This window comes from Dermacoccus sp. 147Ba (genome assembly GCF_004151355.1).
Taxonomy (GTDB): domain Bacteria; phylum Actinomycetota; class Actinomycetes; order Actinomycetales; family Dermatophilaceae; genus Dermacoccus; species Dermacoccus abyssi.
Window position 1 is genome coordinate 21,986 of sequence record NZ_SEHL01000013.1, and the last position, 22,726, is coordinate 44,711.

Annotated in this window: 18 protein-coding genes and 1 pseudogene; 12 read left to right on the forward strand and 7 right to left on the reverse strand. The window is 69.3% G+C overall.

The features are described 5' to 3' along the window. Positions 1-542 precede the first annotated feature (542 nt). From EVU97_RS13775 to EVU97_RS13795, 5 genes are read left to right on the forward strand one after another with little or no spacing between them, the layout of a single operon-like run. Entirely contained in the window at positions 543-2,750 is a 2,208-nt protein-coding gene (locus EVU97_RS13775) for a hypothetical protein (protein WP_129666615.1), read from the forward strand. A gap of 7 nt (positions 2,751-2,757) precedes the next feature. After that, positions 2,758-4,314: a GT4 family glycosyltransferase PelF gene (gene pelF / locus EVU97_RS13780; RefSeq protein WP_129666616.1), complete on the forward strand. Its 1,557-nt coding sequence runs from the start codon at positions 2,758-2,760 to the stop codon at positions 4,312-4,314. Further along, a complete protein-coding gene (locus EVU97_RS13785) occupies positions 4,305-5,633 on the forward strand; it encodes a hypothetical protein (protein WP_129666617.1) in 1,329 nt (442 codons plus the stop codon). Before pelF ends, EVU97_RS13785 begins: the two co-directional genes overlap by 10 nt. Before the next feature lie 5 nt (positions 5,634-5,638). Beyond that, positions 5,639-6,331, forward strand: a complete 693-nt coding sequence (locus EVU97_RS13790; protein WP_165357978.1) for a spherulation-specific family 4 protein — start codon at positions 5,639-5,641, stop codon at positions 6,329-6,331. Continuing rightward, positions 6,328-7,176 carry an endo alpha-1,4 polygalactosaminidase gene (locus EVU97_RS13795; RefSeq protein ID WP_129666620.1) on the forward strand — a complete coding sequence of 283 codons (849 nt, stop codon included), beginning with the start codon at positions 6,328-6,330 and terminating at the stop codon, positions 7,174-7,176. Before EVU97_RS13790 ends, EVU97_RS13795 begins: the two co-directional genes overlap by 4 nt. A 137-nt stretch (positions 7,177-7,313) precedes the next feature. On the opposite strand, the gene EVU97_RS13800 is transcribed toward EVU97_RS13795, so the two are convergent. Both EVU97_RS13800 and EVU97_RS13805 read right to left on the reverse strand, forming a co-directional pair. Next, complete coding sequence (locus EVU97_RS13800) at positions 7,314-9,677, reverse strand: excinuclease ABC subunit UvrA (RefSeq protein WP_129666622.1); 2,364 nt, start codon at positions 9,675-9,677, stop codon at positions 7,314-7,316. Between the two features lie 98 nt (positions 9,678-9,775). After that, on the reverse strand, positions 9,776-10,918 hold the full coding sequence (locus tag EVU97_RS13805; RefSeq protein WP_129666624.1) for a Gfo/Idh/MocA family protein: 1,143 nt from the start codon (positions 10,916-10,918) through the stop codon (positions 9,776-9,778). Between the two features lie 154 nt (positions 10,919-11,072). Here EVU97_RS13805 and EVU97_RS13810 point away from each other — a divergent pair, with 154 nt between their 5' ends. Continuing rightward, positions 11,073-12,395 (forward strand): sensor histidine kinase, encoded by a 1,323-nt coding sequence (locus EVU97_RS13810; RefSeq protein ID WP_165357979.1) that lies wholly within the window; start codon positions 11,073-11,075, stop codon positions 12,393-12,395. Positions 12,396-12,427: 32 nt separating this feature from the next. Further along, positions 12,428-13,087 (forward strand): response regulator transcription factor, encoded by a 660-nt coding sequence (locus tag EVU97_RS13815; RefSeq protein WP_165357980.1) that lies wholly within the window; start codon positions 12,428-12,430, stop codon positions 13,085-13,087. Positions 13,088-13,104: 17 nt separating this feature from the next. Here the strand turns inward: EVU97_RS13815 and EVU97_RS13820 are convergent, their stop codons facing one another. From EVU97_RS13820 to trxA, 3 genes are all read right to left on the reverse strand, one after another. Beyond that, complete coding sequence (locus tag EVU97_RS13820; RefSeq protein WP_129666628.1) at positions 13,105-14,058, reverse strand: aldo/keto reductase; 954 nt, start codon at positions 14,056-14,058, stop codon at positions 13,105-13,107. Between the two features lie 19 nt (positions 14,059-14,077). Then, positions 14,078-14,521 carry a hypothetical protein gene (locus EVU97_RS13825; protein WP_205744927.1) on the reverse strand — a complete coding sequence of 148 codons (444 nt, stop codon included), beginning with the start codon at positions 14,519-14,521 and terminating at the stop codon, positions 14,078-14,080. 90 nt (positions 14,522-14,611) lie between these two features. Then, positions 14,612-15,037: a thioredoxin gene (gene trxA / locus EVU97_RS13830; RefSeq protein ID WP_118914664.1), complete on the reverse strand. Its 426-nt coding sequence runs from the start codon at positions 15,035-15,037 to the stop codon at positions 14,612-14,614. Between the two features lie 145 nt (positions 15,038-15,182). On the opposite strand from trxA, the gene EVU97_RS13835 reads away from it, so the two are divergent. Next, positions 15,183-16,136 (forward strand): hypothetical protein, encoded by a 954-nt coding sequence (locus EVU97_RS13835; RefSeq protein ID WP_129666630.1) that lies wholly within the window; start codon positions 15,183-15,185, stop codon positions 16,134-16,136. Positions 16,137-16,164: 28 nt separating this feature from the next. Here the strand turns inward: EVU97_RS13835 and EVU97_RS13840 are convergent. Further along, positions 16,165-17,265: pseudogene (locus tag EVU97_RS13840) on the reverse strand (CaiB/BaiF CoA transferase family protein). Positions 17,266-17,955: 690 nt separating this feature from the next. Here EVU97_RS13840 and EVU97_RS13845 point away from each other — a divergent pair. Genes EVU97_RS13845 through EVU97_RS13860 form a run of 4 tightly spaced genes read left to right on the forward strand, consistent with a single transcriptional unit; the run spans position 17,956 to position 21,656 of the window. Continuing rightward, positions 17,956-19,200, forward strand: coding sequence for a glycosyltransferase family 4 protein (locus tag EVU97_RS13845; RefSeq protein ID WP_129666632.1), 1,245 nt, complete (start codon positions 17,956-17,958; stop codon positions 19,198-19,200). Beyond that, the gene (locus tag EVU97_RS13850) at positions 19,187-19,906 is read left to right on the forward strand and encodes a class I SAM-dependent methyltransferase (protein WP_129666634.1); all 720 of its coding nucleotides are present in this window, start codon (positions 19,187-19,189) and stop codon (positions 19,904-19,906) included. The genes EVU97_RS13845 and EVU97_RS13850 overlap by 14 nt, the downstream gene beginning before the upstream one ends. Further along, the gene (locus EVU97_RS13855; RefSeq protein ID WP_205744928.1) at positions 19,906-21,036 is read left to right on the forward strand and encodes a prenyltransferase; all 1,131 of its coding nucleotides are present in this window, start codon (positions 19,906-19,908) and stop codon (positions 21,034-21,036) included. Before EVU97_RS13850 ends, EVU97_RS13855 begins: the two co-directional genes overlap by 1 nt. Next, positions 21,033-21,656, forward strand: a complete 624-nt coding sequence (locus EVU97_RS13860) for a class I SAM-dependent methyltransferase (RefSeq protein WP_129666636.1) — start codon at positions 21,033-21,035, stop codon at positions 21,654-21,656. Before EVU97_RS13855 ends, EVU97_RS13860 begins: the two co-directional genes overlap by 4 nt. 21 nt (positions 21,657-21,677) lie before the next feature. Here EVU97_RS13860 and EVU97_RS13865 read toward each other — a convergent pair whose 3' ends face one another. Continuing rightward, positions 21,678-22,538 (reverse strand): CaiB/BaiF CoA-transferase family protein, encoded by an 861-nt coding sequence (locus EVU97_RS13865; RefSeq protein WP_129666638.1) that lies wholly within the window; start codon positions 22,536-22,538, stop codon positions 21,678-21,680. Positions 22,539-22,726: the final 188 nt, after the last annotated feature.

Below are 22,726 nucleotides of genomic sequence, written 5' to 3' on the forward strand. Positions count from 1 at the left end.
GATTCTCCGGGGAAAGGTCGGCGTGGCGCCGACGGCGATGGTTGATGTCGCCCCCTCGTACGCTTCGCATCCGGCGGCGACACCCGAAGGATCATCGCGCTCGATCCCCTCGCGCACATCGGTCGATCGGGCAGAATCCACCTGCCCGATCGGTCGGGGCGCACCGTCCGCGCCGAGCCGTCCCGGCGAACCACTCGCCACCGACGACGAGCCACCCGCGAAGCTATGAACTCCCTCTGAACGGGCAATGGCCCCAGGGCCCGCGCGCGCACCCAAAAAGTGACCGACATCTCACTCGACGCCGACCGATCAAATAACAACCGCTGAACGCACGACCAACTTGGCGCCAGTACTGGGCAGACAGCTCCTTCTGGCGAACCCCTGCCCGTTTCAGCGTACCCGCCCTAGACGCCCGTGAGCTTCTTGGGCGAAATTTAATTCTGCTATCGCACATACCATAGGACCGGGCTCCGCCCCCGGTCCGGCCTCAGCCCGACTTGATCGCAGCCGTCATCTCGGCCAGCCGCAAGGAAAAGAAGTACATGAACGCTCGCTCGATTCGCGCACGTCTGCGTACCACCACGATCGCGACGACGGCCGCTACGGCCATGCTCGCCACGGGAGGCGTGGCTCTGGCCACGCCTGCCGCAGCAGCCACGCGCCCCGTGGAAATCCAGGCCACCGTCCTGGTCCTCGACGACGGCCAGCCCATGGTCAGTGCCATCGTCGACCGCCTCGCGAAGGAGGGCGTCGACTACGAGAAGGTCGACCTCACCTCCGCCTCGCGCCCGCAGCTGACTCCGGCATTCTTCGCGAGCCAGGGGTGGCTCACCACTCGGGCGAAGTTCATGGGTGTCGTGACGCCCAGCGCCGAACCGGCGAGCCTCACCGCCGCCGAGCGGGCCACCCTGGCGCGATACGAGAGCACCTTCAAGGTGCGCGAGTTCAGCGCGTACAACTGGCCCAGCGCGGGCATCGGCCTGGAGAACCAGTACAGCGGCGCCGTCGACGGCATGGCCGCCGACCTGTCCGGCGCAGCGAAGACCAACGGCTTCGAGTACCTCAAGGGATCGGTCACGTTCGACGACCTCTCCCCCGGTGTTTCCGAGAGCTACGGATACATCGCGAAGAAGGCCGCCACGAGCAACGGCGCCACCTATACGCCGTATCTCACGCTCCCCGTGCCCGGAACGGGCGAGAACGGCTCCCTCCTCGGCGTCTACGCCAAGGACGGGCGTGAGCAGCTCATCAGCACCGTCGCGTCCAACGCGTCGCAGCAGCACTGGAAGGTGCTCTCGCACGGCATCGTCTCGTGGTTGACCCGAGGCATCTCGACGTCCTACTCGCGCAACTTCTTTGCGGTCCAGGTCGACGACGTCCTGCTGCCCGACGCCGAGTGGAACGCCGAGGGCAACTGCACCGTCGGCGACGACTGCGACCCCGCCACCTACCCGGAGACGGCGCCCGGCGCCACCTCGCGCATGACGGCCCAGGACGTCGACCAGCTCGCCGCCTGGCAGCGCACCAACGGCGTCAAGCTCGACGTCGCCTTCAACGGCGCGGGTGCGGCCGACCAGAAGGCCGAGACCGGCTCCGACGCCCTCGAGGCGTCGTTGCTGGCCAACAAGAACGAGTTCCGCTGGATCAACCACACGTGGTCGCACCCCTACCTCGGCTGTGTTCACGACGACTCGACGACGCCGTGGCAGTGCGCGAAGACGTCGACGGGTGGCATCAACTGGGCCTCGCAGGCCACGATCGCCTCCGAGATCAGCAAAAACGTCGCGTACGCCAAGACGAACACGCTGCCCAACTTCGACGCCGCGAGCCTCGTCACCGGCGAGCACTCGGGTTTGAAGTCGCTGCCGCAGATGCCGGCCGACAACCCCTACCTCGCGTCGGCCCTGACGCAGCAGCGCATCAAGTGGATCGCCTCGGACGCCTCGCGCGAGAGCGAACCGCGCGTCCTCGGCTCCGCGACGACCGTGCCGCGCCACCCGATGAACATCTACTACAACACCTCGACGAAGGCTAACGCCGTCGACGAGTACAACTGGCTCTACACGAGCCGCGCCGACGGCGGATCCGGGCTGTGCGAGGACAACCCGGCCACGAGCACGTGCATCACGCCGCTGACGCAGGACGGGTTCGACTCCTACATCGTGCCCAAGGAGAAGCAGATCGCCCTGGGGCACGTGCTCGACAACGACGCCCGCCCGCACTACGCCCACCAGAGCAACCTGACGGGCGACCGCATCCTCTACCCGGTCGTCGAGGGCATTCTCGGCTCCTACCGCGGCGTCTACGCCGACAACGCTCCCATCGTCAACGTCACGACGGCCGAAGCGGGCACGCAGCTCGTGCGTCAGCAGACGTGGCGGGCCAGGAGCTCGCAGGTGCAGGCGACGATCTCCGGCACCAAGCTGCAGCTGTTCAACAACTCCTTCTCCGCGATCGACGTGCCCGTGACGGCACCGTCCGGCACCCGCTCGGGCCTTTCGACGTTCGGGCAGAGCTACGGCGGGCAGTCGTCCGACTGGGTGCGCCTGCGCGGCCTCGGCCTCAAGACGTTCACCCTGCCCACCGCGACCGGTTTCGCCACGAGCGCCTCGTGGGACACCTCCGCCGCCGCGACGCCCGCCACCCCGAGCGCGCCTGCCCTCACACCGGGCACGGCGAAGGACGGCACGTCGACGCGGGTGGTCGCACAGCCGGTCGCCGACAGCGACCTGATCGCGGCCGCCGGCTGAGTCCAGCATGCACGTCGCGTTACTGAACGAGGGAACCTACCCGGTCGTGCACGGCGGGGTCAGCACCTGGTGCGACCAGTTGGTGAAGAACCTACCCGAACACGAGTTCTCCATCGTGACGCTCACCGGCACGCAGCACGAGAGCGTGTGGTCGCTGCCCTCCAACGTCCGCTCGTTCCAGGCCAAACCCATGTGGGGTGAGGTGAGGCGTCGGTGGTCGTTCGAGGCGCTGCGAGCCTGGGGTGAGTCGTCGGAGATCGACTCCGCCTACCGCCAGTTGTGGTCGGCCGTGTTGCCACCTGCAGGTCGCTCGGTCGACCTGCAGGCGGCGACGGCAGGGCTGCGCGTCCTCGCTGCCGAGTACGCCCAACCCCTCATGGCGCACTTCACGGGCGGCCTGGGGACGAAGGCGCTCATGGGCGCCTGGGCGTCGCACGTGAAGGGCACGGGCCTACCACCGCTGTCGGGGTCGCAGGCGGCGGACGTCTCGCGGCACGTCGACCGTTTTCTGGCGGTGCTCAACGTGTCATGGCCGAGCGTCGACCTCATCCACGCCACGACGAACGGTCCGGCAGGGCTCATGGCACTCGGCCGGCACTGGCGGGACGGCACACCCATCGTCCTGACCGAGCACGGCGTGCACCTGCGCGAGCGCTACCTCGCGCTGCGCGCCGCGAACTTCCCCTGGACCGTGCGCTACGCCCTTATGGCGATGACGCGCGCCGTCTGCCAGACCGTCTACAACCACTGCGAACTCATGACGCCCGTGAGCGAGTTCAACGCAGGATGGGAGCGCGAGCTCGGAGCGAAGGCGCAGCGCGTCATCACCGTGCCCAACGCCGTCGACGCCACGGCCTTCCCACCCGTCGAGGGCGAGCCGGACGTGCCGACCGTCAGCTTCGTGGGTCGCATCGACCCGCTCAAGGACCTGGCCACCCTCATCGAGGCGTTCGCGATCGTGCGCGACTCGGTACCGGATGCCCGCCTGCGGCTCTTCGGCCCGACGCCAGCCGGCAACGAGGCCTACCGGGCGGAACTCGACGCGCTCGTCGTCGCATGCGGCCTCGAGGCGAGCGTGACGTTCGAGGGCGCGGTGCCCTCGGCCCGACCCGCCATCGAAGCGGGCCACGTGGTCGCCCTGTCCAGCATCTCCGAGGGGCTGCCCTACACCGTCATCGAGTCGATGATGTGCGGCCGCGCGACCGTGAGCACCGACGTCGGAGGAATCAACGAGTGCGTCGGGCGCGACGAGACGTGCGGGCTGCTCGTACCGCCACGCGACGCCCAGGCCCTGGGTGAGGCGCTCGTGCGCCTGCTCGTCGACGATGCGGAACGGCAAGCCATGGGACGCCGTGCGCGCGAGCGCGCCCTGTCGACGTTCGACCTCGCGAAGTTCACCGCACGCTACCGGTGCATCTACCAGCGCAGCGCCGCCACGGTGCCCGAGGCAGACCTCGACGACGTCCGCCGCGCCCTCGAGGCAGCCGACTCGAGCGCCACACGTGAGTACGCCGCCGCGACCCACGCCGCACCCACCACCACGGAGGCCGAGTCGTGTCGATGACGCTCAAGGAAGCGACCGGGACGAGGGCGACGGGCGACGACGAGACGCACCCCGAGCTCGCCGCCTCGGTCGACAACACCGTCGACCTCTTCGACGCCGCCGCTCACCTCGAATCGATGGGGTTCGGGGGACGCAGCTCGGTGCGCCACGGCTATGCGAACACCTTCGCGCACGCTGACGCGCTCGTGCGCACGCGCCTGGCCGGCGCCGTCGTCCTCACGGGCCGCGAGCGCACGGACGAGGTGCGCACGTGGAGGCGGGCCTGGAGCCAGGCGCTCGCCCGATCCCTCACGATGCTGTGCGGCGTCCTCATCTGCATCGCGACTGTCACGTCGTACAACACGAACGCCGTCTTCACGGCGGGCGCCGTCGGCTGGCTCGCGGGGCAGCTCGTCAGCGCGACGATGTGGCAGGGGCTGTCCTCTGCGAGTCGCCTCAAGGCGAAGGTGAACGGCGCCTGCGTCGGCTCCGTCTCCCTCCTGCTCTCCGCGGGCGCCTGCCTCGTCGTGGATTCGTGGGTGCCGCTGCTGTGGGCCCTGTGGAGTTGTGCGATCTCGGCTCTCGTCGTCATCGGTTCGCCCGTGCAGCTTCTCGTCGCCGTCCTGCCCTGCGCCGCGCTGACGGGGGTACTGCTCGTCGTCGAACCGGGCGCGGCAACGGTCGTCAGCCGCGTCATCGTGGTCGGGTTCGCCGCGGTGACGGGGTACATCGTCACGAGCGCAGCCCGGGAGCAACAGCAGCGCGCGCGAAGTCTGGCGCGCGAGGTGCTCCATCCCGTCCTGGCTTGGAGCACCCTTCAGACGCTCGCGCTCATCACCCAGTTGATGGTGCTCGTCGCCCACGTCGGCAACGCGTTCACGCTGCCCATGGCGATCGCTGGTCTCGCGGCCTCCGCGGCCTGCGAACCGGTGCTCGACAGTGCCCTGCTCGGCGCGAAGCGCCTCGCGTTCCTCACGGACAGCTGGCGTCAGTTGCGGTGGATGACGGCCGGGCTCGGCATTCTCGCCGTCGGCCTCGTCTGCGGCGTAGGGCTCATCGCCGCGTTCTACATGCTCGCTGCCGCGGGCGGTGACCGCAACGACGCCCACGTCTTCCTGCCCGCCGTGCTCATCACCGCCCTCGCCACGACCGGCTCCGGCGTTCAACTGCGCACCGGCAACGCCCTCGGCGCTGCCGCAGTGGCGGTGGGCAGCCTCGGCCTCGTCCTCGTCTGCCTGCCCGCCGGCGACGCCGTCGGCCTCCTCCTGGCCTCGCTCGTCCTCTTCGTCACCGTCAGCGCCGTCACGGCCCGACGCACCTCCCACTCCGCGAATTGGTGATCCCCGTGTTCCACGTTCTTCAACCCACCCCGGCCGTGCCCTGGTACATCCACCCCGCGCAGGCTCCGCTCGCCTGGCAGCGCCTCGCCGAGGGCGCGTTCGGTTTCGGCTTCGTCGTCGTCAACATCGAGAACGGGCCCGGCCGCGGACCGCAGGATCCCTACTACCGCGAACCGCTCGCGCGCGGGCTCGCCACGACGACGGTCGGGTACGTCAACGTCGGCTATGGCCAGCGCCCCTGGGGTGACGTGCTCGAGCAGGTCGAACAGTGGCAGCGGTGGTACGGCATCCACGACGTCATGCTCGACTGCGTCCCGTCGCAGGATCGTCAGGGCGCCTGGTCGGTCGAGTGGATCGACGCGCTGCGGCGTGCCGGGGTCGAGCACGTCATCGCCAACCCCGGCGTCGTGCCAACGCGACGCCTCGTCGAGACGGCCGACGTCACCTGTGTGGCCGAGGCTGCCTGGCAGGACTACGCCCACCTGCAGATGCCCGAGTGGTTGCAGGCGGTCAGCCCGCACAAGCAGTGGCACCTCGTGCACGGCGTGCCACCCGAGCACCTCGCCTCCGTGCCGGCCCTGGCCGCGAGCCGCGGGGCGCACTTCAGCTGGGCCACCGACCGTGGCCTGCCCAACCCGTGGGACGCGCTGCCCGCGCCGTACGCCGACTGTCACCCTGAACTCGTGAAGGAACGATGAAGACCTCGCTCCCCGCAGCGGGCGCGCTCGTGCTCGCGCTCACCACAAGTGCGTGCGCGGCCACGGACGACCAGGCCCTTCCGTCGTCCGCGAGTGCCGCCGGAACGGCCTCGAGCGCCGCAACGTCGAACGGTAAGCCGGGCGCCACGTGGTGGAAGCCCGCGCGTGGGCAGAGTTGGCAGATCCAGTACAGCGGCGCGCTCGACACCTCCGTCAAGGCATCGGTCTACAACCTCGACTGGGAGGGGACGAGCACGAAGACCGTCACCGCTCTGCACCGGCGCAACATCAAGGTGATCTGCTACATCAACGCCGGCGGGTACGAGCAGTGGCGTCCGGACGCGAAGAAGTTCCCCGCGTCGACGCTGGGCAAGCCGCTCGATGACTGGCCGGGCGAGCGCTGGCTCGACGTGCGCCAGCGCGCCACGCTGGCGCCGATCATGGCCAAGCGCATGGACGTGTGCAAGGCGAAGGGCTTCGACGCCGTCGACCCCGACAACATGGACGGTTACGCCGCGACGAGCGGCTTCCCCCTCAAGCAGTCCGACGCCGTCGCTTACCAACGTCAGCTCATCGCCGACGCGCACAAGCGGGGCCTCGCGATCGGCCTGAAGAACAGCCTGGAAATCCTCCCGCAGTTGCAGACGAGCATCGACTTCGCCGTCAACGAAGAATGTGTCGCCTACGACGAGTGCGACCGCTACGCGCCGATGCTCGCGGCGAACAAGCCTGTCTTCAACGTCGAGTACTCCGGTTCCGCGGCCAGCGTGTGCTCTCGCGTACCCAAGGGCATGAGCACGATTATCAAGCCTCTCGAACTGACGGCCAGACGCAGCGCCTGCTGACGCCCGTCCGGACGTGGCGCGGCGCCGTCGCACCGGTTCGCGAGCGCGCGGTCACGCCCGCCCCGTGCGCGCCGCGGTGGCAAGGACCGGCACCGCCGGGCGGTCGCTCGCATCACCGGTGGCCGGGCCCGTGGCCGTCACGATGCGACGTAGGCCTCGAGGTGCTTGCCGGTGAGCGTCGAAGCATCGGCGACGAGCTCCGCAGGGGTGCCTTCGAAGACGACGCGCCCCCCGTCGTGGCCGGCCCCCGGTCCGAGGTCGATGATCCAGTCGGCGTGGGCCATGACGGCCTGGTGGTGCTCGATGACGATGACGTTCTTGCCCGCGTCGACGAGGGAGTCGAGCAGCGACAACAACTGCTCGACGTCCGCGAGATGCAGACCCGTGGTCGGCTCGTCGAGGATGTACGTGCCGCCCTTGTCACCCATGTGCGTGGCGAGCTTGAGACGCTGACGTTCGCCGCCCGAGAGCGTCGTGAGCGGCTGACCGATCTTCACGTAGCCGAGGCCCACGTCGTCGAGGCGTTCGAGGACCTTGACGGCGGCCGGCACCTTAGCGGCGCCGTCGTTCGTCTCGCCCCGGAAGTAGGCAAGGGCGTCGGCGACGGAGAGAGCGAGCACGTCGGCGATGTTCTTGCCACCCAGCTCGTACTCCAGCACCTCGGGCTTGAAGCGCTTGCCCTCGCAGACGTCACACGACGTCTCGACGGTCTCCATGATGCCGAGGTCGGTGTAGATGACGCCGGCACCCTTGCACGCCTCGCATGCGCCCTCGGAGTTCGCGCTGAACAGGGCCGGCTTGACGCCGCTGGCCTTGGCGAACGCCTTGCGGATCGGGTCGAGCAGGCCCGTGTACGTCGCCGGGTTGGAGCGGCGCGATCCCTTGATGGCGCTCTGGTCGACGGCGACGACGTCGTCTCGCCCGCCCAGCCCGCCGTGGACGAGGGTCGACTTGCCCGAGCCGGCCACGCCCGTCACGACGACGAGCACACCGGTGGGAACGTCGACGTCGACGTCGCGCAGGTTGTGCGAGTTCGCGCCGCGGATCTCGAGGGCGCCCGTCGCCTTGCGCGTCGCTTCCTTGAGCGTGACGCGATCGTGCAGGTGGCGGCCGGTCAGCGTGTCGGACCCGGCGAGGCCTTCGACGGTGCCCTCGAACATGATGCGGCCACCCTCGCTGCCTGCGCTGGGGCCGAGGTCGACGACGTGGTCGGCGATGGCGATGGTCTCCGGTTTGTGCTCGACGACGAGCACCGTGTTGCCCTTGTCGCGCAGGCGCCGCAGCAGGTCGTTCATGTTCTCGATGTCGTGCGGGTGCAGGCCGACGGTCGGCTCATCGAACACGTACGTGACGTCGGTGAGCGAGCTTCCGAGGTGGCGGATCGTCTTGACGCGCTGCGACTCGCCGCCCGACAGCGTGCCCGAAGGGCGTTCGAGGGAGAGGTAACCCAGACCGATCTGCACGAACGAGTCGAGTGTCTCCGTCAGCCCCTTGAGCAGCGGTGCGACGGACGGCTCGTCGAGGCTCTTCGACCACTCGGCGACGTCGGTGATCTGCATGGCGCACACGTCGGCGATCGAGTACGCGCCGATCTTCGAGGTGCGAGCACCCTCCGTGAGCCTCGTGCCGTCGCACTCAGGGCACGTGCGGAAGACGACGACCCGCTCGACGAAGGCGCGGATGTGCGGCTGCATCGCCTCGACGTCCTTGCTCAACATCGACTTCTGGATCTTCGGGATGACACCCTCGTACGTGAGGTTGATGCCCTCGACCTTGATCTTCGTCGGCTCCTTGTGAAGGAGGTTGTCCATCTCCTTCTTGGAGTACTTCTTGAGCGGCTTGTCCATGTCGAAGAAACCGGAGCCGGCGAAGATGCGGCCGTACCAGCCGTCCATCGTCATGCCCGGCACGGTGAGGGCGCCCTCGGCGAGCGACTTCTCCTTGTCGAAGAGCTGGTCGAGGTCGAAGTCGCTCACGCTGCCGCGACCCTCGCAGCGCGGGCACATGCCGCCCGTGACGCTGAACTGACGCACCTCACGCGTGCCGTCGGCCTTCTTGAGCGAGCCGCTACCCGACGCCGAGGCGACGTTGAACGAGTACGCGCGGGGCCCACCGATATTCGGCGTGGCGAGGCGACTGAACAGGATGCGCAGCATCGCGTTGACGTCGGTGACCGTGCCGACCGTCGAGCGCGGGTTCGCGCCGAGACGCTCCTGGTCGACGATGATCGCCGTCGTGAGCCCTTCGAGGAGATCGACGTCGGGGCGCGCGAGCGTCGGCATGAAGCCTTGGACGAACGAGGAGTAGGTCTCGTTGATCATGCGCTGGCTCTCGGCCGCGATCGTCTTGAACACGAGCGAGCTCTTGCCCGAGCCGCTGACGCCGGTGAAGACGGTGAGGCGCCGCTTCGGCAGTTCGACGCTCACGTCCTTGAGGTTGTTCTCCCGCGCGCCTTCGACGCGGATGATCTCGTGGGAGTCAGCGGGGTGTTCGTCGGTCATGGCACACTCCTGATCGCGGGGACTGCTACCGATTGTGCCGCGCGGCACCGACAACCCCCGAGATCAGCGCATGGCGCGCCCGTGAACACCCGAAGGCGTCACGGGTTCTGGGTGATGACGGAGACCATCTCGTCGTCGCCCGGGTCGTGACCCGGGGCAACCGAGCGCACCTGCTCATTCGTCACGTGCCACGTGCGCTCGTACGGTTCGAGGCTCACGGGCTCACCCGACTCGAGCGACTTCTCGATGGCGGCGAGCACCCTGACGTCGCAGAGGCCCTCGGCACCCGAGGGTTCGGGCTCGGACCCGGCGCGAACGCAGTCGACGAAGTATTTGACCTGTCCGGCGAACTGGTCGACGGGGTCGTACCGGTGCTCGCTGCTGTTGCCGTCGGCATCCGTCGTCGTCCAGGTGATGGCGACGTCACCGCCCCAGTCGTAGCAGCTCGAGGACGTAATGATGCCTTCACTGCCCGCCAGCGTGAAGCTCTCGGTGTACGCCGTCGAGTACGCAGCGGTGAACTGCGCGACCCGCTCGTCCGGGAAGACGAGGGTGACGGCCACCGTGTCGGGGAAGTCGCGATCGCTCGTGCGCACACCGTGAGCGCTGACCTCGATCGGCTCCGCGTCGAAGAGCATGCGGGCCTCGTTGAGCGGGTAGGTGCCCATGTCGGCCACCGGGCCGCCCCAGAAGCCGTTGTTGGATCGGTGGTTGCGCTCGTCGATCGTCTGGGCGAAGACGCTCGAGAAGAATCGGGGTTCACCGACCGCGCCCCCACGCACCGCCTCGACGAGGGCCACCGTGCCCGGCTCCTGGTGGAGGCGGTAGGCGGCCATGAGGGTTGCCCCGCCACGCTCGGCCGCGTCGATGATCGCCTGGGCGGCTTCGACGCTCACCTCGAACGGTTTCTCCACGAGCGCGTGGATGCCGGCCTCGAGCGCCGGGACGGCGAACTCGCGGTGGCGGAAGACGGGGGTGGCGACGTAGACGGCGTCGATGGTGCCCGAGGCGAGCAGTTCGGGGTACTGCTCGTAGCCGTAGGCCGCCAGACCGTACTGCCCGGCGAGCCGGTCGCGCTTCTCCTCGTCACCGGAGACGAGGGCGACCAGCTCGGAGCTCTCCGTACGGCCGATCGCCGGCATGAACGCCTGCTGGGAGATCTGGCCGCCTCCCACGACAGCCCAGCGGATCGCCCGCTTCTCCTCGGTGTTCTTTGCGTTTCCTTCGGCGTTGATCGTCATGTTTCCCACCCTAGGCACACCTGACCGGCGGGCGGCAGGGGACTTACGGGTGGGTGTGCACCGGCTCGTCGCGGCCGGCTCCTGCAGGCGGGGTGGAAGGATCGTCCCCGGCAGTTCCGGCCGATGGCCACCCTCCTGCCTCTACAGTGACGCCGTGAGTTCCCCCGCGCCCGCTTCGAGTTCGACGCTGCCCGTCGGGGATACGTCGAAGCGGCGACGGGTGTGGACGAACGTCGGCATCATCGCAACGACGTTCCTCTCGGCCTCGCTGGCCGCCGGGTATGCGGACACCCGCCTCTACGGTCACCGCGCCGGCGAGACCATCGGCGACCTGACTGCTGCCGCGTTCTTCGCCTCACTCGCGGTGTGTGCGGGTCTGTGCTGGCGGTTTCGTTCGACGGCTGCCCTCCTCGTCACCGCCGTCATCGCCTGTCTTCCGCCGTTGTTCCTGCCGGCGGACAGCCTTCCGGCGCTCATCGCGATGGCGAGCGTCATCGTGTGGCATCCCGACGTGCGCGCTCGGGTCGGTGTGGCGGCGGGCGCGACGCTGGCGACGTTCGCGGCCGTGTGGCGCGACTCGCGAGGCACGCGCGCCGGCACGAGCTTCTGGAACAGCCTCGAACATCCCGACGGCAGCCCCGGCACGTGGGAGCCGATGGCGCTGTGGCAGGTCGTGCTCATCACCGCGTTGCTCGTCGCGGCCTTCGCGGGGGTGGCTCTGCTCCGGCGCAGCCGTCGGGACGTGACGCGCGAGCACGCCCGCGCCGCACAGGCCCAACGTCAAGCGCATCAGGCCCGTACATACGCCGCCGAGGCTCAGTCGCGCGCGCAGGATCTGGGGCGACGCCTGGCCGAGCAGGACGAGCGCGAAGCCCTGGCGCGGGAGGTGCACGACGTGCTGGGGCATCGCCTCAGCATCCTCGCCATGCAGGCCAACGCGCTCGAGATCGAGGCACAGGCAGCCGGGGCGCCGGAGGTCGAAGATCGGGCCCGGCAGATCCAACAGGGCGCGGCCGGTTCGATGACCGACCTGCGTTCGCTGTTGGCGATCCTGCGTCACGGGCCCCAGGCCGGCGAGCGTCCGTACGAACTGGCCGACATCGCGACGCTCGTCTCCGAGTGCATCGACGCGGGCACCCCCGTCTCGTCGAACGTCTTCGTCGACCAGAGCAAGCCACTCGATCCGGTCGTGTCGCGCAGCGCGTACCGGATCACCACCGAGTTGCTGACGAACGCACGCAAGCATTCCCCCGGAAACCTCGTCCGCCTGAGCATCCACGGCAACCCACGGGACGGGCTCGTCATCTCCACCGAGAATCCGATGGCTCCCGGCGGTTCGGGTACCGGCAGCCAGAGTGGCCTGGCCGGCATCGGACGGCGAGCCAACGATCTCGGTGGCCAGTTCTGGGCCGGGCCGAGCGACGACGGCCGCACCTACACCGCCACGGCGAGGTTGCCCTGGCACCTGCCCCGATGACTCACCACACTCCCGACGCGAAGAGAGCGCCCATGACGAACGCCGAACAACCCATCCGCGTGCTCGCGGTCGATGACGACCCGATGGTGCTCGACCTCGTGCGCGTCATGTTCAAGGGCGCCCCCGACATCGTCCTCGTCGCCACCGCCTCCGACGGCGACGAGGTCATCGACGCCGTCACGGCCTATCACCCGGACGTCGTTCTCATGGACGTGCAGATGCGACGCCTCAACGGCATCGACGCCACCGCCGCGCTGACGAAGCGGCCCCACCCGCCGCGCGTCGTCATCCTCACGACGTTCGACGAGAAGGAGTACGTGCCGCGCGCGATGGACGCGGGAGCGGTGGGCTTCATCCTCAAGTCGGCCGCGAGCAAGGAGCTGTACGACGCTGTTCGTGCAGCGCACGCGGGCGAGAGCCCGATGTCGGCGCGCAGCGCGGGTCACCTGCGCTCGGGCTACCTCGACGGCGGAGGCGAGGGGCGTCGTGAGGCACGTCGCCTGCTTCAAGGGTTGAGCGAGCGGGAGGTCGAGATCGCCCGGCTCGTCGCGGCGGAACGCACGAACCCGGCCATCGCTGCCGAGCTGTTCCTCAGCGAGAGCACGGTCAAGCAACACGTCGCGACGATCCAGCGCAAGCTCGGCGTCGAAGGACGCATCGGCATCGCGATGGTCGTCGTGCGTGCCGAATGACCCGTCGCTCGTGACGCTCAGCTAGCCTCGTTGAGCTTTGCCATCTCGTCGGGGGTGAGCTGAGGCGCGGCGAGCGCCTCGTCGAGTTGCTCGAGCGAACTGACGCCGACGATCGGTCGCAGGCTCGGCTCGCTCTGCACGAGCCAGCTGAGCACGACCTGCCCCGGCTTGGCACCGTGCGCCTCGGCCACCTCAGCGAGAGCTGCGAGACGCGCCGTCGTCCCCGGGTGGTCGTAGACGTCGGGGAACGGACGGTCGGCGCGGTCGTAACTGCCCTGCACGAGCGGGCTGTAGGCCCAGCACTCCATCTCGGGGTGAGTCTGCAGGTAGTCGATCGTCTCGTCGGTGACGAAGCCGAAGCGGTGATCCTTGCCCGGCACCTGCGTGTCGGGGCGCGGACGCACGTAGCTCGTCGTCAGCTGCAGCGCCGTCCACGATTCGACGCCCTGCTGCTCGGCGAGCATGCGCGCCTGCTCGACACGCCACGTCGGGTGGTTGCTCACGCCGAGACGCCTCGCCGAGCCGTTCGCGTGCAGGGCGCCCATGGCGGCCACGACGTCTGTCAGGGGCGTGGCACGGTCCTCGCCGTGGGCCCAGTAGAGGTCGATCACGTCGACGCCGAGGCGCTCACGGCTGCGTTCGAACTGCGTGGCGATGACCTCGGGCGCAAGGCCCTCCCACTCGGTGAAGTCGCCGGGACGCACGGGCTCCTGGGCCACCTTCGTCGCGATCGTGAGCCCGTCGCGCACCCCGGGGTTGGCCCGGAGCCACGCGCCGAGCGTCGCTTCACTCTGCCCGCCGGCGCCGCTCGGATTCGCCCAGAACGCGTAGCAGTTGGCGGTGTCGAGCACCGTGCCGCCGGCCTCGACGTAGCGGTCGATGAGGGCGAACGAGGTGGCCTCGTCCGTCTTCGTACCGAAGTACATCGTGCCGAGGACGAGGTGCGCTGCGATCGGGGACGACGAAGTCATTGCGCCATCCTGACACGCCTCAGTGACGGTGCGTCCGCTCCACCCAGGCGGCAGGAATACTGAGGTTCCACAGCGAGTCTCCCTCGTCGAGGCGATAGCTGCGCAGTGCCGCCACGCGCAACAGACGCAGCGATCCGGCGATCATGACGAACGCGAGCGGCCACTCGAGCAAGCCCGCCGACAGCAGGGATTCGCCACGCTCCGCGGCCGCCGCCGTCATGACGTCGAACCAGGCGTCACACGCGAGCAGGACGCCCGTGGCGAACGACAGCGGCATGACGACCTGCTTGCGTCGCCATCCGCAGTAGGCGGTGAGTGCCATGAGCGCGGCGAGGAAGAGATCGAAACCGACCCACGCGTAGCGCCAGTTGTGCGCCTCGTACTGCACGGGCAGCGTGAGGCTGACGTAGAGCACCCACGGCACGAGTGCGACGGCGCCGCCGATCATGAGACCGAGACGCACCGTGCGGATCCGGCCGATGTGGGTGGGCAGCAGCTCCCCGATGGGGCGTTGGAGGCGCTCGATGACATCGCGTCGGTGATGACCACTGGGTCAGCCGTTGTTGGCTCCGCAGTTGCAGCCGCCGCAACCGCAGCCGCCGCCCGCCGGGGCTGCACCCTTGGCTTCGGCCTCCATCTGCGCGCGGATGTCGTCCATGGGCAGTTCGCGGATCTGACGGATGAGGTCGTCAACGGCGTTCGCCGGCAGCACGCCGGAGTTGGAGAAGACCATGAGGCCGTCACGGAACGCCATGAGCGTCGGGATCGACTGGATGTTCGCCGCCGCCGCGAGTTCCTGCTCGGCGTCCGTGTCGACCTTCGCGAAGACGATGTCCTCGTGCTTGTTGCTCGCCTCCTCGAAGACGGGCGCGAACTGACGACACGGGCCGCACCACGCCGCCCAGAAGTCGACGAGGACGATGTCGTTGTTCTCGATAGTCTCGGTGAACGTGTCACCGGTCAGTTCGATGGTGGCCACAGGCCTTGCTCCTCGAAAAAGATTGTGGTTCGTCGACCATTCAAACAAACACCGGAGGCAAACCCTTCCCGCCGCGCCCGCCGGCCAGAACCGAACGCCCGCGCGGGCCGTGGAACCGGCGCGCGGGCGTTGTCGTCCAAACATCATGACAACAACACGACGCCGACGCTGGCCGCTGATGGTGGCGCTCGCCCTGGTGGTGGCGCTGATCGCGGCCGGTGTCGCCGTCGTCAACCTCACAAGGCACGATTCCTCGTTCCGCGAACCGACCCAGCCTGCGCCTGCCTACGCACATGCTCTCGAGGAGCAACTCGAAGAGCGGCCCGGCGTGGCAAGGGTTCGCGCCGAGGAATCGATCGAGTGCATCGACGGCTGCAAGGGTCAGCGCTACGGGTTCGACATCGACATCGACCTCACGGACGACGCCACGGCCGCGAACGTTCGGGGCGCCGCGGCCTTCGTCCGCAGCCGCTACCCCGAGGGCGCGCACCCGATGGCGGCAAACATCCCCGCGTCCATCCACTTCTTCACCGCCGGGTTGAACGCGAACGGTGACAACAGCCTCTCCGTGACCACCTCGGGCCCAGCCCTGACGCCGGCGCAAGCACACGCCTTTCTCGACGTGGCGCGCACGAACCCGCGGACGGAAGCGCGCTTGCTCCCCGACCGCGCACAGCCTGCGGCGAAGGCTACCTTCGTCGTCGAATCCGACGTCATCGCAACGAAGTGCGAGGATCTCGACACCGTGAGCGCGCCAACGGTTGCGGCCCTGACGAAGGCGGCCGGCACCGATGGCACTAGCACTCATCTGACCTTCCGGTGCGCGCAGACGTACGCCACCGTCGCCGTGGGTCCGACGACGCGGACCCACGGATGGTCGGATGCCGCGACGGCCTTGAGCACACTACAAGCGACGCCGCAATCGAGTGCCGCGGAGAGGCCCTACGTTCGCCTCGGAGTGCGGGACGGCGCCACGCGTCTGTCGGTGAGCGCCCGCTCCGACGAGGCGTTGAGTCCCGAAATTCGCCGTCGTGCGAGCGTCGTCATCGAGCGCCTTCGCACGGTGGGCACGGTAAACCCTCAGCTCGATCTCGACTGAGTCGCCCTCGCCTGACACGACGTCGACGTCACGTCTCCAGGCGAGGCGGGCGGCGCCGATAGGTCGCCGACGTCGCCGACATCCGAATGGGGTTGGCCACCTGCGCGAGCCCGTCGACGTCGACACGCATATCGAGCCCTACCTGGTCGGCCAGCGCGAAAGCCTGCTCGATGTCGTTGACGGGACCGGCAGGCACGCCCGCCTCGCCGAGGTCGCTCGCCCACTCCCCGGCGCTGCGCGACGACAAGGCGTCGTTCATCGCCGTCACCAGGACGTCGCGGTGCTCGACGCGCAGGGCGTTGGAGGCATACCGGGGGTCGTCAGCCCACTCGGGGTGACCGAGAACGTCGGCGAGGCGGGCCAACTGGCGTTCGTTCCCGACGGCGATGGCCAACGGCCGATCGGCCGTCGGGAAGACCTCGTACGGGGTGAGCGACGGGTGCCGGTTGCCCATGCCGCGCGGCACGGCGCCCGTCATGAGGTGCGCGCCGGACTGGTTCGCGAGTGCCGAGAGCAACGACGACAGCAGCGAGACCTCGACGTGCTGGCCCTCCCCCGTCGCGTCGCGATGCCGCAGCGCGGCCAGCAGACCGACGGCCGCGTGGAGGCCCGTGACGATGTCGACCATCGCGACACCGACCTTCGTCGGCTCGTCGGGGGCGCCCGTCACGGACATGAGGCCGCCAACGGCCTGGACGAGCAGGTCGTAGCCGGGCAGCGTCGACTCCCCGAAACCGGTGATCGAGACGTAGACGACGTCCGGGTTGAGCGCCTTGACGTCGTCTTAACCGAGGCCGAGGCGGGCCATCGTGCCCGGCAGGAAGTTCTCGACGACGACGTCCGCGCGCGTCACGAGCTCGCGCGCAGCGGCCCGATCGTCGTCGGAGCGCAGATCCCAGAACTCACTGCGCTTGTTGCGGTTGACGGAGAGGAAGTAGGTCGCCTCGCCGTCGTCGGTCCACGGCGGGCCCCACGAGCGGGTGTCGTCACCGCAGTCGGGGCGTTCGATCTTGACGACGTCTGCGCCCAGGTCGCCGAGCAGCATCGTCGCGTACGGCCCGGCGAGGACGCGCCCGAAGTCGGCGATGAGCAGCCCGTCGAGGGCACCGGGCGTCCGCACGTGTTCCATGAATCTCCTCGCCGCCGTCGTCCATTACGTCGACGCGATGCCGTGCGCGCGGGTTCCCCCGCGAGTCGGCGGCCTTCGTCGTCGTGGTCCCAGGCCGACCCGAAGTCCCGGTCGAGGTGGCTGAACTCCTTGTTCCGCAGCCCCCACAGGAACACCCCGAGCGAGATCGCGACGCAGCCCAGGAGGTAGACGCGGAAGCCCTTCTCGTTGCCGTCGCACCGAGCACCGGCCACGTGATGAGCAGCGAACCGACGCCGAAGATGAGCAGCATCGTGAGTCGTCCGATGCGCCCGCGCTGGAAGCCATCGGCGTGTAGGAGGTGTCACCAAGCGGGTCGCCTGCCGTTGCGGCGGTGCTCGTCTGGGTCAAGGTGCCACTCGTCGGCGCCGCGGTCGGGTAGAGGACGTACGGCAGGAAGGCGCCGTCGCGACCGTTGGTGCTGCGGGAGGAACCGAACGTGTTCTGCCACGGCACGAAGACGAGAAGTCCGCTGGTGTTCGGCGGGTTGGAGGCCGCAACGGCGGGCGCCGACGCGGCGACGGCCCGTGTGACCTGCGCAACGGCGAACGATTCGTCGAATGGACTGCCTGCGCGGATGGTGCGATCACAAGGGCGCCGCGACGCGCCGTCTGCCTACTCGCCCGTAAAGTAACTGCGAGTCCACTCGCCCACCGCCGAAGGTCACCCACGATGCGCATCGCCCTGTCGTCCTACCGCAGCAAACCGCACAGCGGCGGGCAGGGCATCTACGTGCGCAACCTCAGCCGCGAGCTCGTGGCGCTCGGCCACGAGGTGACGGTGTTCTCCGGCCAGCCCTACCCCGAACTCGACGAGGGCGTGCGCCTCGAGAAGGTGCCGAGCCTCGACCTCTACAACGAGGAGAACCCGTTCCGCCGCCCCGCGCGCTCGGAGTTCCGTGACGCCCTTGACGTCGCGGAGTTCGCCGGGATGCTCTCGGGCACCTTCCCCGAGCCGCGCACCTTCGGGCGTCGTCTGCGTCGCCTTCTCACACCGCGCGTCCGCGAGTTCGACGTCCTGCACGACAACCAGACCCTCGCGCCCGGCATCCTCGCCGTCGAACGCGCCGGGCTGCCGGTCGTCACGACGATCCACCACCCGATCAGCGCCGACCGGCGCCTCGAAATCGCTGACGCCCGCACGCCGTGGCGCAAGTACACGAAGTGGCGCTGGTACTCGTTCGTGCCCATGCAAGCCCGCGTCGCCCGCGCGAGCAGCCGCATCATCACGGTGAGTGACGGCAGCCGCGACGACATCGTCCGCGAATTCGGTGTGGACCCGCAGCGCCTCCACGTCGTCCCGGTGGGCGTGGCCGTCGAGGTCTTCACGCCGAGGCCGGAGCAGAAGGTGGCGGGGCGACTCACCACGATCACGAGCGCCAACGTTCCGCTCAAGGGTCTCGACGTCCTCCTCGACGCCGTGGCGCAGCTGCCCGCGGAAACCTGGAGCGAACTCGTCGTCGTCGGCACGGCGAACGGCGCCGCACGACGGCGGCTCGCGCGTCACGGCATCGAGGAGAAGGTCCGCTTCGTCAGCGGCATCAGCGACGAGGAGCTCGCCGAGCTCATCGCGAGCGCCGAGGTCCACGTCGTGCCGAGCCTCTACGAGGGCTTCTCGCTGCCGGCCGTCGAGGCGATGGCATGCGGGACGCCGCTCGTCGCCTCCCGCGTCGGTGCACTGCCGCAGCTCGTCGAAGGCACGCCCGACGACGAGTGCGGTGATGCCGGTCTGCTCGTCGAGCCGGGTGACACGACGGCCCTGGCCGAGGGCATCGAACGCCTTCTCGCGGATCCCTCCCTGCGGGACGAATTCGCGATGCACGGGCGCGCCCGTGCGGAATCCACGTACAGTTGGCGGGCCGTCGCCCGCGCCACCGTCCGTGTCTACGAGCAGGAGATCGCCCGTGCTGACCGTTGATTTCGATCGTTTCCCCGTCGAGCCCGGGATGAGTGTGCTCGACGTCGGGTGCGGTCAGGGCCGTCACAGCTACGAGGCCCTGCGCCGCGGCGGCGACGTCACAGCGTTCGACCTCAACGAGGACGACCTCGCCGAGGTCTCCACCATGTTCGGCGCCATGGACGCCGAGGGTCAGGTGCCGGCGTCGGGCGCGTACCGCACCGTGGCCGGGGACGCGCGGCAGATGCCCTTCGACGAAGCGAGCTTCGACCGCGTCATCGCCTCCGAGGTGCTCGAGCACATCGTCGACGACGAGAGCGCGATGGCCGAGATCGCGCGCGTCACGAAGCCCGGCGGGCTCGTCGCGGTGACGGTGCCGCGGTACTGGCCGGAGAAGATCTGCTGGATGCTGTCGACGCCGTACCACGAGGTCGAGGGCGGCCACGTGCGCATCAACAAGGGCTCGGAGCTGACGAAGCGCCTCGAACGTCAGGGCCTCGAGGCGTTCGCGACCCACCACGCCCACGCGCTGCACTCCCCGTACTGGTGGCTCAAGTGCGCCGTGGGGGTCGACAACGACACCAACCCCGCGGTGAAGGCGTACCACCGCCTGCTCGTGTGGGACATGATGAAGGCGCCCAAGCTGACGCGCACCGCCGAGAAGGCGCTCAACCCCGTCATGGGCAAGAGCTTCGTCGTCTACCTGCGCAAGCCCGCCCAGGTCTGATGCCGCCCGCCCTCACCGCAGCGCAGATCGCCGAGACCGGCGCGTTTCTCGCCCGGATGCAGGGTGACGACGGCGCGCTACCGTGGTTTCCCGGTGGGCAGTGGGACGCGTGGAACCACACCGAGGCGCTCATGGGGCTGACGGTTTCGGGCGTCGTCTTTGGCGCGACCGACAAGGCCGACGGTGAGCGGCTGCTCGCCTCGGCCCGAGCGGGTTTGGACCACTTGGCGCATACCCAGCGTCCCGACGGGTCGTGGCCGATGGAGGTGCGTGACGGCATCGTCGTCCACGCCGAGAGCGACACGAACCAGTGCGCCTACCCGGCCGTCGGCGTGTGGCACTACGTGCTCGCGACCGGTGACGACGAGGTCGGCGCGCGGTACTGGCCGATGGTGCGCGATGCGATCAACCACGTCCTGACGGCGCAGCGCGACGACGGCACCATCGCGTGGGCGATCAACCCGCGCGGTGGCCTGGGTGATCACGCGCTGTTGACGGGCAACGCGAGCATCCTGCAGTCGTTGTGGGCGGCGTGCGCGCTGGCGCGGCGACTGGGGCACGAGCCGGGCGAGTGGCCGCAGGCTGCGCGCCGGCTCGCTGACGCGGTGCGGCGCGCGCCCGAGGCCTTCGCCGACCGTGACCGCTTCTCGATGGACTGGTTCTACCCCGTCCTAGGCGGCGCGCTCACGGGTGACGCCGCGTGGGCACGGCTGGAGGCCGACTGGGCCCGGTTCGTCTGGGTCGGTGAGGGCGTGCGGTGCGTCGACGATCGGCCGTGGGTGACGGGCGGCGAGGGCGCGGAACTCGTCATGGCGTTGTGCTGCCTCGACGGCACACGTCACGAGGCGCGGGCGCGTGAGCAGGCACGCCGCGTACTCGCCGAGATCCAAAGACTGCGTGACGGGAACGGCGCGTACTGGACCGGCTACGTCGTCGACGACGACGCGATCTGGCCCGAGGAACGCACCGGCTGGACCGCCGGGGCGGTGCTGCTCGCCGCCGATGCCCTCGACGGCCTCACGCCGGCGGCGAACTTCTTCCACGCGATGACGTGGCCCGAAACCGGTGACGCAGCGTCCGCCCCTTCGACCGACTCAGCCCTCCCCCGTTCGATGCAGGAGACACGATGACCCCGCAACTGCCTCAGCACGTGCTCGACGCCTTCGACGCGACGACGGGTTTCATGCCGCTCGACGAAGGCCGTGCGCTCTTCGAGGCGGCCTGCACCGCTCGCCCCGGCGCGTGGTTGGAGATCGGCACCTACTGTGGCAAGTCGACAGTGCTGCTCGCGCAGGCGGCCCGCGAGGTGGGCGGTACCCAGATCGTCACGGTCGATCATCACCACGGCAGCGAGGAGAACCAGCCGGGGTGGGAGTGGCACGACACGACGATGGTGGACGAGCACTCGGGGTTGCTCGACACGTTGCCGAGTTTCCGGCGCACCTGGGACGACCACGTCCGCGATGTCGTCTCGGCCGTCGTCGCGACGACGGAGCAGGTGGCCGCGTGGTGGAGCACTCCCGTGGAGTTCCTCTTCCTCGATGGCAACCACGTGGAGGAGATGGCGCAGCACGACTATGCGGCGTTCGCGCAGCACGTGGCGCCGGGCGGGTTGCTCGCCGTCCACGACGTCTTCCCCGACCCGAATGACGGCGGTCAGGCGCCCTGGCACGTCGTGGAGCGGGCGCTGGCCGAGGGCTTCGAGGAAGTCAGTGTGACCGGCTCGCTGCGGGTGCTCCGACGCGCCTGACGCCCGCGCCCGGTCAGCGGATCAGTGCTGCCCCTTCGACGGTGCCGCGCAGGCGGCGATCGGGATGTCGCGTTCGCGCGCCCATTCCTCCCACTCCGCGGCGGTGCGGGTGGCGAGGGCTGCGCTCAGGGCGCCGGCTGCGTCGTCGCCGTCGGGCAGGTCGAGGGCGTCGCGTAAGCGGGTCCAGAAGTGGCCCTCGAGGGCGGCGACGGCGACCCAGCCGTCGGATGCTCGGTGGAGCGCGTATTGCGGCAGCGAGCCGCCGAGTGGGCCGTCGGGCGTCGTCATGCCGTGACGGGCGGGGGCGGCGAAGTCGTAGGCGACGTCGCTGAGGGCGACCTCGCAATAGCTGCCCGTGCCGGTGCGGGAGCGTTCGACGAGGGCGGCGAGGCCGGCGGAGACGGCGCGTTCGGCGCCGCCGAGGTCGGCCATGAGGACGCGGGGAAGCGACGGTGGGTCGAGGGTTCCGTTGACGGCCTGATAGGTGAGGTCGTGGCCGGCGATCTCGGCTTCGTCGCCGGGGTGCCCGACGATGGCGACGTGCACGAGCCGCGGGTGGGCGGCATGCAGAGCGTCCCAGCCGAGGCCGAGCTTGGTGAGGGCCGACGGGCGCGACGAGGTGAGCAGGATGTCGGCGTCGGCGAGCAGTTCCGCAACGGCTGCCTTGCCCTCGTCGGACTTGAGGTCGTGCGTGACGATCTCCTGCCCCGCGGTGAGTTCACGATAGTAGGCGGGCGCGGCGGCCTCCATGAAGTCACCACTCGGCGGCTCGACCTTCGTCACCTGCGCCCCGAGCCGGACGAAGTGCATGGCCGCCGCGGGCCCCGGGAGGTTCGGCGCGAGGCTGACGACGCGGACGCCGCTGAGGGGAGATGTGCTCATGGTTGGGACTCTCTCACGCGACCAGCCCTGATGGAGGCCGACGCCGGGTAGCGCACTGCGACCTAGCCCGATCACGAGACGCGCGGCCGCTCCACCACTCAGCCGCTCCTCGCGGTTAGGCTGATCCACGTCATAGCGGAGACGACGGGCTTTCGCGCAAGAACATGCCCCCACCGCACGAGTTTCGT

Excerpts from the sequence above, each read along its gene's own strand:
- EVU97_RS13775 (WP_129666615.1), top strand. The coding sequence starts at position 543 with ATGAACGCTCGCTCGATTCGCGCACGTCTGCGTACCACCACGATCGCG.
- pelF (WP_129666616.1), top strand. The coding sequence starts at position 2,758 with ATGCACGTCGCGTTACTGAACGAGGGAACCTACCCGGTCGTGCACGGC.
- EVU97_RS13795 (WP_129666620.1), top strand. The coding sequence starts at position 6,328 with ATGAAGACCTCGCTCCCCGCAGCGGGCGCGCTCGTGCTCGCGCTCACC.
- EVU97_RS13800 (WP_129666622.1), bottom strand. The coding sequence starts at position 9,677 with ATGACCGACGAACACCCCGCTGACTCCCACGAGATCATCCGCGTCGAA.
- EVU97_RS13805 (WP_129666624.1), bottom strand. The coding sequence starts at position 10,918 with ATGACGATCAACGCCGAAGGAAACGCAAAGAACACCGAGGAGAAGCGG.
- EVU97_RS13815 (WP_165357980.1), top strand. The coding sequence starts at position 12,428 with ATGACGAACGCCGAACAACCCATCCGCGTGCTCGCGGTCGATGACGAC.
- EVU97_RS13820 (WP_129666628.1), bottom strand. The coding sequence starts at position 14,058 with ATGACTTCGTCGTCCCCGATCGCAGCGCACCTCGTCCTCGGCACGATG.
- EVU97_RS13835 (WP_129666630.1), top strand. The coding sequence starts at position 15,183 with ATGACAACAACACGACGCCGACGCTGGCCGCTGATGGTGGCGCTCGCC.
- EVU97_RS13845 (WP_129666632.1), top strand. The coding sequence starts at position 17,956 with ATGCGCATCGCCCTGTCGTCCTACCGCAGCAAACCGCACAGCGGCGGG.
- EVU97_RS13855 (WP_205744928.1), top strand. The coding sequence starts at position 19,906 with ATGCCGCCCGCCCTCACCGCAGCGCAGATCGCCGAGACCGGCGCGTTT.
- EVU97_RS13860 (WP_129666636.1), top strand. The coding sequence starts at position 21,033 with ATGACCCCGCAACTGCCTCAGCACGTGCTCGACGCCTTCGACGCGACG.
- EVU97_RS13865 (WP_129666638.1), bottom strand. The coding sequence starts at position 22,538 with ATGAGCACATCTCCCCTCAGCGGCGTCCGCGTCGTCAGCCTCGCGCCG.